General features: G+C 68.9%; 15 protein-coding genes and 2 pseudogenes. 10 read left to right on the top strand and 7 right to left on the bottom strand.

What is annotated here, in order from left to right:
• Positions 1-146 precede the first annotated feature (146 nt).
• On the bottom strand, positions 147-1,085 hold the full coding sequence (locus tag ACLLJJ_RS01035; protein ID WP_434587357.1) for an alpha/beta hydrolase family protein: 939 nt from the start codon (positions 1,083-1,085) through the stop codon (positions 147-149).
• Positions 1,086-1,290: 205 nt separating this feature from the next.
• Between ACLLJJ_RS01035 and ACLLJJ_RS01030 the strand changes: the two genes are divergently transcribed.
• Positions 1,291-1,671: a MerR family transcriptional regulator gene (locus tag ACLLJJ_RS01030; protein WP_434587356.1), complete on the top strand. Its 381-nt coding sequence runs from the start codon at positions 1,291-1,293 to the stop codon at positions 1,669-1,671.
• 176 nt (positions 1,672-1,847) lie between these two features.
• Positions 1,848-2,063 (top strand): hypothetical protein, encoded by a 216-nt coding sequence (locus ACLLJJ_RS01025; RefSeq protein WP_434587355.1) that lies wholly within the window; start codon positions 1,848-1,850, stop codon positions 2,061-2,063.
• A gap of 653 nt (positions 2,064-2,716) precedes the next feature.
• Here the strand turns inward: ACLLJJ_RS01025 and ACLLJJ_RS01020 are convergent.
• Both ACLLJJ_RS01020 and ACLLJJ_RS01015 read right to left on the bottom strand, forming a co-directional pair.
• Positions 2,717-3,082 (bottom strand): YybH family protein, encoded by a 366-nt coding sequence (locus ACLLJJ_RS01020; protein ID WP_434587354.1) that lies wholly within the window; start codon positions 3,080-3,082, stop codon positions 2,717-2,719.
• A gap of 126 nt (positions 3,083-3,208) precedes the next feature.
• On the bottom strand, positions 3,209-4,111 hold the full coding sequence (locus ACLLJJ_RS01015; RefSeq protein WP_434587353.1) for an NAD(P)-dependent oxidoreductase: 903 nt from the start codon (positions 4,109-4,111) through the stop codon (positions 3,209-3,211).
• A gap of 60 nt (positions 4,112-4,171) precedes the next feature.
• Between ACLLJJ_RS01015 and ACLLJJ_RS01010 the strand changes: the two genes are divergently transcribed.
• A complete protein-coding gene (locus tag ACLLJJ_RS01010; protein WP_434587352.1) occupies positions 4,172-4,576 on the top strand; it encodes a MerR family transcriptional regulator in 405 nt (134 codons plus the stop codon).
• Between the two features lie 252 nt (positions 4,577-4,828).
• On the opposite strand, the gene ACLLJJ_RS01005 is transcribed toward ACLLJJ_RS01010, so the two are convergent.
• Positions 4,829-4,966 (bottom strand): hypothetical protein, encoded by a 138-nt coding sequence (locus ACLLJJ_RS01005; protein ID WP_434587351.1) that lies wholly within the window; start codon positions 4,964-4,966, stop codon positions 4,829-4,831.
• Between the two features lie 90 nt (positions 4,967-5,056).
• Positions 5,057-5,155 (bottom strand): annotated as a pseudogene (locus ACLLJJ_RS01000) (MarR family transcriptional regulator); the annotation flags it as partial.
• A 250-nt stretch (positions 5,156-5,405) separates the two neighbouring features.
• Here ACLLJJ_RS01000 and ACLLJJ_RS00995 point away from each other — a divergent pair.
• Positions 5,406-5,759: an HGxxPAAW family protein gene (locus ACLLJJ_RS00995; RefSeq protein ID WP_434587350.1), complete on the top strand. Its 354-nt coding sequence runs from the start codon at positions 5,406-5,408 to the stop codon at positions 5,757-5,759.
• 103 nt (positions 5,760-5,862) lie between these two features.
• On the opposite strand, the gene ACLLJJ_RS00990 is transcribed toward ACLLJJ_RS00995, so the two are convergent.
• On the bottom strand, positions 5,863-6,624 hold the full coding sequence (locus ACLLJJ_RS00990) for a TetR/AcrR family transcriptional regulator (protein ID WP_434587349.1): 762 nt from the start codon (positions 6,622-6,624) through the stop codon (positions 5,863-5,865).
• A gap of 234 nt (positions 6,625-6,858) precedes the next feature.
• Here ACLLJJ_RS00990 and ACLLJJ_RS00985 point away from each other — a divergent pair, with 234 nt between their 5' ends.
• The 6 genes and pseudogenes from ACLLJJ_RS00985 to ACLLJJ_RS00960 all read left to right on the top strand — a co-directional run bounded on the left by ACLLJJ_RS00985 (position 6,859) and on the right by ACLLJJ_RS00960 (position 13,166).
• Positions 6,859-9,102, top strand: coding sequence for an MMPL family transporter (locus ACLLJJ_RS00985; protein ID WP_434587348.1), 2,244 nt, complete (start codon positions 6,859-6,861; stop codon positions 9,100-9,102).
• A gap of 181 nt (positions 9,103-9,283) precedes the next feature.
• Positions 9,284-9,616 (top strand): annotated as a pseudogene (locus ACLLJJ_RS00980) (TetR/AcrR family transcriptional regulator C-terminal domain-containing protein); the annotation flags it as partial.
• 115 nt (positions 9,617-9,731) lie between these two features.
• Positions 9,732-10,061: a hypothetical protein gene (locus tag ACLLJJ_RS00975; protein WP_434587347.1), complete on the top strand. Its 330-nt coding sequence runs from the start codon at positions 9,732-9,734 to the stop codon at positions 10,059-10,061.
• A gap of 396 nt (positions 10,062-10,457) precedes the next feature.
• Positions 10,458-11,102, top strand: coding sequence for a M23 family metallopeptidase (locus tag ACLLJJ_RS00970; protein WP_434587346.1), 645 nt, complete (start codon positions 10,458-10,460; stop codon positions 11,100-11,102).
• A 502-nt stretch (positions 11,103-11,604) separates the two neighbouring features.
• Positions 11,605-12,012, top strand: a complete 408-nt coding sequence (locus ACLLJJ_RS00965; RefSeq protein ID WP_434587345.1) for a YciI family protein — start codon at positions 11,605-11,607, stop codon at positions 12,010-12,012.
• An 8-nt stretch (positions 12,013-12,020) separates the two neighbouring features.
• Complete coding sequence (locus ACLLJJ_RS00960) at positions 12,021-13,166, top strand: RNA polymerase sigma factor (protein WP_434600259.1); 1,146 nt, start codon at positions 12,021-12,023, stop codon at positions 13,164-13,166.
• A 171-nt stretch (positions 13,167-13,337) separates the two neighbouring features.
• Here ACLLJJ_RS00960 and ACLLJJ_RS00955 read toward each other — a convergent pair whose 3' ends face one another.
• Positions 13,338-13,712, bottom strand: a complete 375-nt coding sequence (locus ACLLJJ_RS00955) for a toxin Doc (RefSeq protein ID WP_434587344.1) — start codon at positions 13,710-13,712, stop codon at positions 13,338-13,340.
• Between the last annotated feature and the right edge of the window lie 3 nt (positions 13,713-13,715).

Here is a 13,715-nt window from a genome sequence, read left to right as displayed (position 1 = left end):
CACCGTCTCCACCCCGGCTGCAGGCGCCCTGCGTCTGCTGCGCGACCCGGACGGGCCGGAGCTGGACGAGGACGACGACGGGAGCGGGCAGGACTGAAGGAGGCCGACCGAGGCGGGGGGAGGCGCGCGCCCGGGCATACCGTAGGTTACTTGGATTCGAGGTGTCCCAGCGGGTGCCCGTCTGTGAGAACCATCTGCGCATTGTTCCAGTCGCTGTGGTCGATGCCGGTGACATGGCGCAGGTAAGCGAGGGTGACCTGCTGGACGAGAGCGACGCGGTCGGGGTCCTCATCTGTGGTCTCCGCCGCCTGATAGCCGGAGATGCCGCCGAGGAAGTGCTCGGCGCCGTGGACACTGAGAAGGCTCTTGTTGCCGCGACTGAGAGTGTAGGGGTCGGTCGTCCAGGCCGGGCCTCGGGTGGAGAGCGGGAGGTCGTCCTTGTCTCCGGCGACGACGAGGCCGGGGGCAGCGATGTGGGAGAAGTCCTGATCGCGCAGCCAGGGAAGGTTTTCGTGGGCGAAGGGGGTCAGCTCGTCGCCGCCCTTGCCGGCGGTGGCCAACTGGATGCTGGCCATGACCCGCGAGTCGGACAGGTCCTCGGCGATCCCAGACTGCGGGTCCCTGACGCGCAGGCCCACCAGGATACCTGCGGTCTGGCCACCGAAGGAGTGCCCGACCGCGACGACGCGGCGGTGGTCCACCCGGCCTGCCAGTCCCGGCACGGCGGCCTCCAGCGTTGCGAGTTCGTCCAGGATGCGCTGCATGTCCTGGACCCGGTGGCGCCACATCTGGGTCCTGCGGGGATCACCTGCAGCGATGTTGAGCCGCTTGGAGTCCAGGTGGGTGGCCTGGACGACGACAAAGCCGCCGGATGCCCAGTGGTCGACCAGTGGTGCGTAGCCGTCCAAGTTGGAGCCGAACCCATGGGCGAACAGCACGACGGGCAGGCCCGCGCCGGTGATGGGGGCGGTGACGCGTACGTGCAGGTCCTCCCCGCGCTGCGGTGCGCTCAGCACGAGTGGCTTGATCGACACGGTCGGGGTGGGGGTGGGGCCTGTGAGGCCGGTCGTCCGGTAAGTGGTCATGCGTGTGTCTGCCTTTCAATGGCGGCGGGCGTTGAGGTGGCCGAGCTTGTCCTGTCCCGACCCCCAGTCCGTTCGTTCGATTCACGCCTATACGTGACCCAACTGGATGGATCACCCAGCACCGAGTGCATCGACTACGCTAAAACTTGACGTTGACGTGAAGGGCAAGAACTTGTGACTCAGGTCACAAGAAGTGGAGCCGAGCATGCGCATCGGGGAACTCGCCCGCCGCACGGGCGTCACCACCCGGGCTCTGCGGTACTACGAGGAGCAGGACCTACTCACCTCTGAGCGCAGCAGCAGCGGCCAGCGCCACTATGCGGAAGCCGCCGTCGACCGGATCCGTGTGATCCGTCAGCTATACGCCGCCGGCCTGTCCAGCAAGGCCATCGCCGAGCTCACGCCCTGCGTCATCGACGGTAAGGCCACACCCGAGCTGCTCCAGCGTCTGGCCGTGGAACGCGACCACCTCGACCGGCACATCGCGGACCTCGCCCACACCCGGGACCGACTCGAATCCGTCATCGCCGGCGCCTCTTCCAACATGCACACCGGCACCCCCTGCCGACGGGATACGACCACCTAGATCGGCACGGGGTGTCTGTCGGCAAACGGTCGTTTGCCGACGGGCGGCCGAGGCGTCCAATGAACCCGTGCAATCCGGGGGTTCGCGGCGGCTTGAACCCAATCAGATCCGATGGCGATTACTGACAGCGTTTGACGACAGATAGGGTGCATCCTCCGTACGGAAGGCGCCCTTCGGTGGCGAACCTGGTCTACAAGCGGGTCTCGACCGACCAGCAGTCCACCGCCCGGCAGACTCTGCGCGTCAGCGCCGTCACCGCCGTGCACCGCCAGCTCCTCGCCCGCTGCCAGCCGCTCGACGGCGACCACGGCGTTCCCGCGGTCCCGGCCCGGCGCAAGGCCCGCCGCGAGTACGAGAACCGCGTCAGCGCTCTCACAACGCCCGGACCATGATCGTTCTCACCGGGATTTCCTGCACCTCAACTACTCACACCCGGTCTCGGAGGGAGTGACGTTCTTCGATACGGTGGATGGGTACGGCGACGGTCGCAGTGAGCGGTTGATCGGCGGCCACCTGCGGGAACGTCCGGACGCCGGGGCGTTCATGGCGACGAAGATGGGTCGGTCGCAGAGGGGCGGATCTCGGCGTGCGCAGTCGCAGGCCGTGCACGACCTGTACGACCGGCGGATCCGGAGGTAGGTCCACCACCGCCGGTGGCCGGGGTGAAGCCGACCCTCGGAAGCCCGGCCAGGGCGGGCCGCGCGGCCGATTTGGATCTGTGCGGATCGGGGCCGAGGACCCCGATCCGCACGTGGAAAAGCCGGAGGTCTCCACTGATGTGCCTCGATGGTTGCCCATCACCTCGCGGGCAGCCGCAGGTCCGGCCACGCACGGGCGGCCCGGTGCGGAGCGCCGGATGTCGCGGGTGCCGCGCCGTGGCCCACTCCTAGTCGATCCACTGGCGGGTCGCACGCGCGAGCACTGTTGGGAGGCATCGCGGGGGAGCGGGCGCACCGGCCATGGGGTGGGTTCAAGCGCAGGGCGTGCAGGCCGGTTCGCAGCTGACCCGGATGCGTGATCAGCGACCCACGACGAGTCAGCGTTGTCAGTCGAAGAATCCGTAGACCTTGCTGATCTGGCCGCGCGTCAGGACGACGGCGTCCCAGCCGCTGGCCACTGGCGATCCAATCGACGGACCAAAGCTCCAGCGGAAGTGGGCGAGGTCGTGGTGACTGCGTACCTCCGTGAGGTTGAACACCATGCCTGGCGCCTGGTTCTGCCATCCTTCGACGTGGGTGTCGATGGCGGTCCGGCCCTCAGCGGCGATGGTGGGATCTATGTACACGGCGTCCGGAGTGAACACCTCGGCAAGGATCGCGCGCCGGGCTTGTTGGTCCCGCTCATTCCAGATCGAGATGTACGCGGCCAGTAGTTGGCTGACGGCGTCGGCATTGGCATTGGCATTGCTCATGGGGATGTGTGCTCCTTGCTGAGTTTGACGACCGCTCGGCTCGCCGCGAGGCGCTGGCGACGGCACAGCGAACAGTAAAGCCCGTGGGGGCCGGGGCCGGGCAGCCCTCCGTGGTTGACCAGTTGATCAGCCACGGTCAGCACCGTGGGCCTTGCTGAACTCCTCGATCAGCGCCGCGTAGCTCTCCCCGCCGTGTCCGGCCGCGATCGACCGATCGGCCAGTGCTTTGATCAATTTCGGAAGCTCCGCGCTGACACCGTGGGTTTCTGACTCCTCGATGAGGTGGCTCATCGCAGCGGTGTGAATATCGAGGGTCGCGTCGTCCGCCGGATAGGAGCCACGGTCGAGCTGCTCGGCGTACCCGGGCAGCCACTGGGCCACACTCGTGACCATCTGCTGTGCGAACGGCGTATATACCGCCGCGTCGATATCGGCGGCTCTCAGCAGAGCGGCGCCCTGGAGCCAGGCGTTCAGGACGCTCCACATGATGCCGAGGCCGGCGGCGTCGTACAGCGACGCGAGACCAAGATCAGCACCTAGGTGGGTGACGGTGCCGAGCGCGTCGAGCGTTGTCCGGTGAGACTCGAAGTCCGACTGCGGCCCGCTGTGCAGCAGGACCGCTTCGGCGGTGCCTATCGCCGGCGGGATGGCCATGATGGCGCCATCGAGGTAGTGGGCGCCTTGCCGGCGGGCCCAACTGCCGGCTTCCCGCGCCTGGGCCGAGGTGCCCGAGGTCAGATTGATCAGTGTCCGACCGTGCAGTTCTGCGCTGATGGGATCGAGCAGATGGTGCATGGCCTGGTAGTCCGTGACGCAGATGATGGCGAGCGGGCCGGCCCGGAGCGCGTCTGCGACTGTCGGTGCGAGTTGCGCACCCTGCGCCACCAGTTGGTCGGCCCTGGCCGGCGTACGGTTGAAGACCGTGGTCGGATGCCCGGCTCGCAGGAACGCGGCGGCCAGTGCCCGCCCCATGAGGCCGAGTCCGATGACCGTGACGGGAGCCGCTTGAGAGGTGAAGTCGTTGTCCATGGCACGATGGTGAGGGTTCATACCGGTGTGAAGGTCAAGCGTGTTGGGTCAGGAGTCTGCATGCTCATTGGTGAGCTGAGCCGCCGAACTGGTGTCGGTAGCCACCAGTTGCGCTACTACGAAGCGCAGGGACTGCTTGAACCGGTGCGTGGCGCGAACGGATATCGCGAGTACGCCTCCGACGCCGTGGTGAAGGTGCGACAGATCAGGAACCTTCTGGGCGCCGGTCTGTCGACCCAGGAGATCGCCTACCTGATGCCCTGCGTGCTCGGTGAAGCCCCCGACTTCGTCGAATGCCCGGAGATGGTGACGATGATGAAGGCACGCGAGCAGCGGTTGGATGCCCAGATCGAGACGCTCGCACACTCCCGTGAGGTGCTGCGCGACTACATGGACCGGGCCAGGAGTCAGGGGCCGAGCGGCCGGCCCTGGGACGAAGCCGGCGTGCCGCAGCCCAGCTGCTGAAACCCGGACGGCGTCTGCACGAGCCACTCGCCGCGAAGAGGCGGGCGGGGCGGGGCGGCGCAAGTACTGGGCTTGAGGACTCCGACGGACCAGCCGACCCCGCGCGGGGCCCTCGTACGGGTTGATCACGTTGCTGTCGGCGAGAACCATCGGCGCGACGTGGTGGACGCGATGCGCAAGCCGAGCAGGCGGCCGAGCTCCCTGCCGCATGACGACGTCGTCATCTTTTACATCTCCCCCGGTCCTCCGGGGTCAGCTCTCTCTGATCTCGTCGAGTGAGACCTGCAACGTGGCCCGTGCGCGGACGAACCAGTCGGCGAGGACGGCTGTCTCGTTGGGGGTGTAGTCGGCGAAGAGGGTGCCGAGCCGCTCGTAGTGCGGGCCGTACACGGCGAAGACTCGGGTGGCCGCCGTTGTGTCGAGGACGACGCGGACGCGTCGGCGGTCGTTGGGGTCGGGCTGCCGGTGGACGTATCCGGCGCGTTCGAGTCGGTTGAGTACGCCGGTGACGGCGCCAGTGGTGATGTTGGCGTGCGCGGCCAGGTCGCCCGCGTTCAGATGCTGCTCTCCGGCGCCGATGATGTGGCCGAGGCAGGTCAGGTCGGTGACGTTCAGTCCCAGCCGCTGGCGATGTCGTGCTGCGAGACGAGCGCGAGCGCGATCATCTGGTCCATCGCGTCCAGCGCCTGCTTCGGTGTCGCCTCGGGGCGGGGCTTGCCCTTCACCGGATTACTCCTTAGTTCTAAGGTACTTAGCTTGTGAGGTAAAACTTCTCGCTTCCGTTGCGAAGATACAGACAGAGTCGGCCGAAGGAGATCCACGAGCGCGCATGCACGGCGACCACGACCTCGGTCACACGGTCGCCGGATGGGCAGGCACCTTCCTCACCGTTGTCGGATTCTGTCTCTCCGGCGCCGCAATGATCGCCGCGCCGACCGCCGGTTCCTGGCTCGGCCTCGGCGTAATCGCTCTCGCAGCCCTCGTCACCCGGGCGCTCCATCTGAGCGGTTGGGGGAAGCCAAGTGGCCCGCGTCCGCCCGCCGAACAGCACTGGCGTACCAAGGACCGGGCGGCCTCGCACGGCCACCCGGCCTGCGTGGGCTGCCGGATGGCAGGACGCGCGCGTCGTCGGCTCCGGCACGCGGCCGAGCCGAGGAAGCAACCGGTTGCCGAAGCCGCCTGAGCGAGGCCGGCAGCTGTGCGTTGCGCTGGATCACGGCGAAAGATGCGTAGGCGTCTGTCAGCGCCACGTGGGGGAGGAGCTGGGCGGTTTCGGCAGTGGTCGATCAGCTCTCGGCCGGATGCGGCTCGCTGACGTGCGTGGGGATTTGGCGGTGGATGTCCTGGAGCATTTTCCGCATCGCCAGGTGGAAGATCTCGGCCTGGTGGTTGCCGACGGCGGCGGTGTGTCCGAACACCTCCAGGACGACCAGGCCGTGCATGTGCCCCCACGCGCTCATGAGGAGAGCCGCCGCGGGAGGTGGCAGAGGCTCCGGATTTCCCGACGACTGGTGTTCCAGGCGTGCCCGAAGTGGCGGTGAGAGCATGGGGACTTGGGCTGCGGTGAGTTGGGCCTGGGTGAACTCACCGAACAGCTCGCGCTCGAAGATTGTGCCCATGCGGCGCATCGCCCGGGTGGTGGAGCCGTCGGCGGGTGCGGCGTAGTCCCGCAGCGGTGTTCCGTAGAGGAGTTGGAAGCGCTCGGGGTGGGCGATGGCCCAGTGGCGGTAGCCCTCGGCCGCGACCACCAGGCGCGGCACGGCTGAGTCGTCCGCCGTGTTGTCGACGGCGGCCTGTACGGCATCGGCCAAGTCGTCGTAGGCCTTGGCGATGAGCTCGGCGACGAGAGCGTCGCGGCGCGGGAAGTAGTGGTAGAGCGCCTGGACGGTCATGCCGAGGCTGCGGGCGACTGCGCGCAGGGACAGGGCGGAGGGCCCGTGTTCGGTGATGTGCCGCTCGGCGGCGTCCAGGATCTCTTGGGTGGCGACGGCCCGACGTCGCTCGCGCAGCGAGGGCGGGGCGGTTATGTGTTCGTCTGCTGCTGGCATGCGGTGATCGTACGACGCCGAATCCGTCGGGGTTTCAAGAGACTTGACACTGTTAGGTAAACCGAGCACTGCCAAACCCTCTGCCGTCTCACTAACGTCGTTGTTGCGACGAAGAGTGCGACACCGCACATGCCTCGGGTGAGGTGAAGAGACCCGCCGAGCACCGCTCCGGTTCCCCCATGCCCTGGCTTCTCCACGTCGTTTTCACCGGAAAAGATACAAAGGAGATCGTGCGTGTTTGAACGCATAGCCGAACTGGCGATTCGCCGGTCCCGGCTGGTACTCGTCGTCGCCGTCGTGGTCGTGGCCCTCATGGGTGCCCTGGGTGCCGGCGCATTCGGCAAGTTGCTGGGGGGCGGCTTCGACGACCCAGCCTCCCAGTCCACCCGGGCCGGGGAGGCCATTGACGAGAAGTTCGGCGGAGAGACGAACCTGGTTCTGCTGGTCCGTGCTCCCGACGGCCGCATCGATGCCCCGGCTGCGAGGCGGAGCGGTCAGAGTTTGGTGGCCGACCTCAGGAAGGAGAAGGACCTCGCGAACGTCGTCTCCTACTGGGACGCGGACAGTCCCGGCCTGCGCTCCCGGGACGGCCGTGCGGCCATGGTGCTCGCCCATGTGAAGGGCGACGAAACACAGCAGCGGAAAAGCGTCCAGGACATCCTCGATGTCTACACCGGAAAATCCAGGGGCGGTCTCACGGTCCAGGCCGGAGGCGGGGCCGCCGTGGGTGGCGACATGTCACAACAGGTCGTCGACGATCTCGTGTTGGCCGAGGTCATCGCCATACCGCTGACCCTGCTCCTGCTCCTGTTCGTCTTCGGCAGTGTGGTGGCGGCCCTGCTGCCGCTGGTCATCGCGACCATCGCCATCCTGGGCTCGTTCGCCCAGCTCTCCCTCCTCGGCAGCGTCACCGACGTCTCCGTCTCCGCCACCAACCTCACCACAGCCCTGGGCCTGGGACTGGGCATCGACTACGCCCTGCTGATGATCAGCCGCTTCAGGGAGCAGCTCGCGGCGAGGGCAGCCGTGGACGACGCGGTCCGGCAGACCGTGAGCACCGCGGGCCGCACAGTCGCGTTCTCCGCCGCGACGGTGGCCGCCGCGCTCGGGTCGCTCCTGGTGTTCCCGCAGTACTTCCTGCGCTCGTTCGGCTATGCCGGGGTCGGTGTTGTCGCCATCGCGGCCATCAGCACCCTGTTGGTGATGCCGGCACTCTTCGTCGTCCTGGGGCACCGCGTCAACAGCGGGCGGCTGCCGTGGGCGAAGCGGGGGCCGGTTGGCGCTCGGGCGTCCATGTGGGGCCGGCTGGCCCGCACCGTGATGCGACGGCCCGCGCTCACCGCGCTGCCGGTGCTGGCGATCCTCCTGCTGGCGGCGAGTCCGCTGCTGGGTATCACCTTCGGTACGCCGGATGAACGTGTGCTGCCCGAGGGCGCCGACAGCCGTCAAGTCGCCGTGGCACTGCGGGAGAACTTCAACGGCAACGACGAAGCGGCCCTGCATGTCGTCATCGACCAGCCGGTGAGCAAGGCCCCGTTGGAGGCGTACGCGCTCGAACTGTCCAGGCTCAAGGGCGTCGACCGGGTCGAGACCGGCGCGGGCACCTATGCCGGCAGCGGATCCACGGCGGCCGGCCCCGGCAACACCGCTCTCGGCCGGCCCGACGCGCAGCGGATCAGTGTGGTGAGCTCCTTGTCGCCGCGTTCGGACGAGGCGCAGAGCCTGGTCGGTGAGGTACGGGGGATCACCCCGCCCGTCGGATCACAGCCTCTGGTGGGCGGAGTCGACGCCGAACTGGTCGACTCCAAGGACTCCATCAGCAGCCGGCTCCCGATCGCCGTGGCCCTGGTCGCCCTCACCACATTCCTTCTGCTCTTCCTGTTCACCGGCAGTGTCGTGCAACCACTGCGCGCCCTGGTCCTCAACGTGATCAGCCTGGCAGCGTCCCTCGGCGTCATGACATGGATCTTCCAGGACGGCCATCTCTCCTCCCTGCTGGGCTTCTCGGCGCAGCCGATGGAGGTGTCGATGACGGTGCTGATGTTCTGCATCGCCTTCGGTCTGTCGATGGACTACGAGGTGTTCGTCACCAGCCGCATCAAGGAACTCCACGACCTGGGCGAGGACACCGAGTCCGCAGTGGCGAACGGTCTCGGGCACACCGGACGCATCGTCACCGCGGCGGCCTGCCTGCTCGCCGTGAGCTTCTTCGCCTTCGGCACAGCCAAGATCAGCTTCATGCAGATGTTCGGCCTCGGCAGCGGACTTGCCATCCTCATCGACGCCATCGCGGTACGCGGCGTCCTCGTCCCCGCCGCGATGCGCCTGCTCGGCCGCTCGGCCTGGTACGCGCCCGGCTTCCTGCGCAAGCTCCATGCGCGGTTCGGCCTCAGCGAAGGCGGCCCCACGCTCCGGATCGCGGCTGCGGAGGAGCCTGCAGCTGAGTCTCCGTACGTGAAGGACCCGACGGGAGTCTGACCACGCGAGACCGCATTGTGTGCCCGCCTCCATCACCCGGAGGCGGGCACGGTCGCGGGAAAGGGCCCTGCCTCGCCCCGGTTGGATCCGCACAGTTGAAAGGCGAAGAGGGCAGGTGCGCGGCAGCTCGCTATAACTGGACCATGATCTATCACCTGGTGCCGCTCGACGAGTGGCTTGCCGCCCCCGATCGCCCGTACGCGCCCTGACCTTCCTGGAACGTGCCCTCGCCGCCCTGCGGCCCACCGGGCTCGACGGCGCGGCGAGGCTGGAGGTCTTTGCCCAGCTCACCGCCTTTGTCGCCGGGCACGTCAGTCATGAGGTCACTCAGGCCGCAGCCGCGCGGTCCCCCGACCGGGCCGCAGCCGAAGCCCGCTATCTCGCCGCCGTCGCCGCCGATGGCCGCCACCCCGAACTCGCCGAAGCTCTCGGCGCCCCCAGGCGCACCCTCACCCCCGAAGTCACCTTCACCCGATTCCTCAACCGTCTGATCGACGGCCTCGACACCGGCTGAACCCGCCGCGCCCGCGCGGGAGGTGCGCGGTGAGCGAAAGGCGCTTGAACCGCGCGTCCATCTGATGCCCTGTAACGCGATGGCCGTTCCGAGCGGAATCCGGGGAGTTGTCACCATGGGTCTGGACATAGTGTTGAAGCGGGTGGAGCAGCCAGGTACGAGCCCGAGGAGGCGTCGCCTGGCTCAAGTTGACGCGGTACTGGACGGCTCCGATCTGTTCGCGCACATCTGTGCAAGCAGCAATCTGCCCATGCTGAGCCGGGCGGACCCGTACAGAACTCTTGTCCTGACCATGCAGGACATGCCGCAGTTCCTCGCCGAGGTTGATGCGGTGCGACGGTCGGCCGATGGGGATCCGGCACGCGTGATCTTGGTTGCTGTCCGAAGACTGGCCGAGCGGTGTGCAGATGAGGCCTCGATGGAAATTCACCTTGAGGGAGACTGACCCGGCATCCCGCAGGGCGGGCGAATCCGGCCTCGCGATGCGCCCAGTTCGCTGAGCCGGGCAAGCGTTCGGCCTGCCTGTACGCCGCGTAGGCCCCGGGTGGCCGCCGACCTGTGGCCCGGTCGGCCGTCAGCGGCCGGGCCCGATGCCGTCCTGCAGCAAACCGGGGGCGGTTTCGATCGGACAGCCACGATGGCGAGGCGCATGTCCTGCTCGCCCGCGACGTTCTCGGGGCTGCGATTCGAGTGTGCGTATCGCCCATCTCCGGTGCTGCCGAACCCCTGCTCGTTCTGGACCGGAAGAGAGCGGAGAATCCTCTCCGTCCGGGGTGGATGCCTGCCCCAAACGGCCCAACCAGGCGTGCGCGCCGGGCCAGCCGCAGGTCTCCTGACGGGCATGACCACCCACATGGACCGGCCGCCCGAAACGGGCACCACACGACGTGACGCTCTCGGCATCGCCATGGCACTTCTGGGCGGCGCCTTCTCCGTGGGGATGGCGCCGAGCGCCGACCCCCGCACCGACGACTCCTGCCTGATCGGCTACGACGCCGAGTTCGAGGACGCACTCGCCGAGGCGGACGAACAGATACCGCCCGACGAAGGCCGCCTGGGGCAGGGCGGACTTCCCGGAGTGTTCGCGCTGCCACTGCGGCGCGGCTACCGGGTCACCGCGCGCTACGGGGTACGCGGCAACTGGCAGGCCGGACACCACACAGGCATCGACCTGGCAGTGCCCCGGGGAACTCCCGTCTACGCCGTCAGCGCGGGCACCGTGGTCCTCGCCCAGTGGTCGGGGGACTACGGCAACGCGGTGACCGTGCGCATGCCGGACGGCCACTACGCGGTCTACGGACACCTCAACCGGATCCGCACCCGCAACGGTGCCCGTATATCCGCAGGCGCGCGCATCGCGGACAGCGGCAGCACCGGGCGCGCCACCGGCCCGCACCTGCACCTCGAGATCCGGGCCAGACGCCCGTACGGCACGGACGTGAACCCCGTCTCCTACCTGGCCCGAAGGGGTGTCAGGCTCCTGTGACGTTGGACGGAAGCCCGTCTTCCCCGCGCCCGGCGAACGGGGCTGTCCGGGTCGGCTCCGCTCGGCCACGGATACGGACGCCGGCGGTCGGGGGTCTCATGCCGGAAGTGCGCCATGAGGCCCCCGACGTCCGCCAGAGGCCGCTTCACCGCCCCTCGCACGCGGAAGCCGACTACGGGACTCGGCCCCACGGGATGTGGGCCCTGCCCCGGGCGGCGGAGTGCACATATCGATCAGCCATCGACTAAATCATCGTCGAGGCGCAGGCGTCCCACGGCCTGCGGTCTGGCCGCGCATACCGAGCGAGTGGCCGTCGCCGACGCGAGCCAGGGCGCTCTCCGTCCCGCCCTCGCAGCACGCCGCGGACCCCGACACGGCCCACCCTGGCTCATCCGCGAGAGCAAAAAGAAATTTGGACGCCGATGTCGAGAACCCGGAACTGGCTCCGTCCCCGCAGTGAACGCGACCACAATGGGCCGCACCAGCACACAGGAGACACACGATGGCCAAGTACTTGCTGCTCAAGCACTACCGTGGCGCCCCGGCTCCCGTCAACAACGTCCCCATGGACCAGTGGACGCAGGAGGAAATCTCCGCCCACGTGCAGTACATGCGCGACTTCGCGGCCCGGCTCGAAGAATCCGGCGAGTTCGTCGACAGCCAGGCGCTCGCCCCCGAGGGGACGTTCGTCCAGTACGACGGCGAAGGCCGCCCGCCGGTCACCGACGGCCCGTTCGCCGAGACCAAGGACCTCATCGCCGGCTGGATGGTGATCGACGTCGACAGCTACGAGCGCGCCATGGAGCTGGCCGGGGACCTGTCGGCGGCCCCCGGGGCCGGTGGGAAGCCGATCCACGAGTGGCTTGAAGTACGCCCGTTCCTGGCCGCGCCGCCCACGATCACGGAGTGACCTCGGAGGTGAACGAGGTCCTGCTTCGAAGCCTCACGCCGAGCGTGCTCGGAATCCTCGTCCGCCGCGGAGCCGACTTCGCGGCGGCCGAGGACGCCGTGCAGGACGCGCTGATCGAGGCCGTCCGCGTCTGGCCGGCCGACCCGCCGCGGGACCCGAAGGGCTGGCTGATCACCGTGGCCTGGCGGCGGTTCCTCGACGCGACCCGAGCGGACGCGGCCCGCCGCCGTCGCGAGGATCTCATCGACGAGGGGCGCGCGCCCGGGCCCGTGCCCGCGGCGGACGACACACTCCAGCTCTACTTCCTGTGCGCCCACCCGTCGCTGACGTCGCCGTCCGCGGTCGCGCTCACGCTGCGCGCCGTCGGAGGGCTGACCACCCGCCAGATCGCCCAGGCCTACCTGGTACCCGAGGCGACGATGGCGCAGCGCATCAGCCGAGCCAAGCGCACCATCTCCGACGTGCGCTTCGACCGGCCCGGCGACGTCGCCACCGTGCTGCGCGTTCTCTACCTGGTATTCAACGAGGGTTACTCCGGTGACATCGACCTGGCCACCGAGGCCATCCGGCTCACCCGGCAGCTCGCGGGCGCGATCGACCATCCCGAGGTGGCGGGGCTGCTCGCCCTCATGCTGCTCCACCATGCCCGGCGCGCCGCCCGGACCGCGCCCGACGGCAGCCTGGTGCCGCTCGCCGAGCAGGACCGCGGCCGGTGGGACACCAAGTCGATCGCCGAGGGCGTCGGGATCCTGCAGGCGGCCCTCGCCCGCGACCGGCTGGGTGAGTTCCAGGCCCAGGCCGCCGTCGCAGCACTCCACGCCGATGCGCCCACGGCCGAGAAGACCGACTGGGTGCAGATCGTCGAGTGGTACGACGAGCTCACGCGCCTGACCGACAGCCCGGTCGTTCGGCTCAACCGCGCGGTGGCCGTCGGCGAGGCCGATGGGCCACGCGCCGGCCTGGCGGCGCTCGCCGCGCTGGAGAACTCACTGCCACGCCACGCCGCTGTGGCGGCGTACCTGCACGAACGCGACGGCGACCTGGCGGCGGCGGCCCGGCTGTACGCCGAGGCGGCCCACAAGGCACCCAACCTCGCCGAGCGCGACCACCTGACGCGCCAGGCCGCCCGGCTCAACGCCCGCCGGAGTCGCTGACGGGGCGCGCTCGGATCCCTGGCTAAGCGGAGCAGAGCCGCGCGGCACAGACGCACCCACGCACGTCGGGAGGCGGGACCGGACCACCCCGCCCTCGGTGCGAGGCGCTGCGGACGACGTACGCGCAGGCTGGACGGCGCACGAACAGGAGGGACGGCGTGCTGTGCTGGGCTAGCGGGCCCAGGAACGCAGGCGGGCCGCGATGGCGTAGACGTCCACACGCGCCGCGCGGATGTCCTGGATGAGGCCGCGCCAGGGCCCGTTGGCGGTGTCCACCTGCTCGCCGGAGGCTGCCAGGTAGGCGATGGCGACGCCGGCGCCGTAGGCCTCGTTTCGAGCGGGCAGCGGACGCAACAGGACGCATTCCTGCAGGAAGACCGCAGCGCGCCAGAACGCGTCCGGGTCGGCCTGGTCGAGGCGCGGGGTGTTGACCCGGTGCCGGGCCGCCATCCCGACGAGTACGGAAAGGTCATTCACGGTGAGATCGGTGCGCAGGATGTCTTCCTGGCGGGCCAGGAGCCACCGGTAGTCGATGTGCGGCTCCACCGG

The organism is Streptomyces sp. A5-4 (assembly GCF_051131715.1).
Classification (GTDB): Bacteria; Actinomycetota; Actinomycetes; order Streptomycetales; family Streptomycetaceae; genus Streptomyces.
The sequence above is the reverse complement of the archived record's forward strand: the minus strand, read 5'-3'. Positions and strand labels throughout refer to the sequence as shown.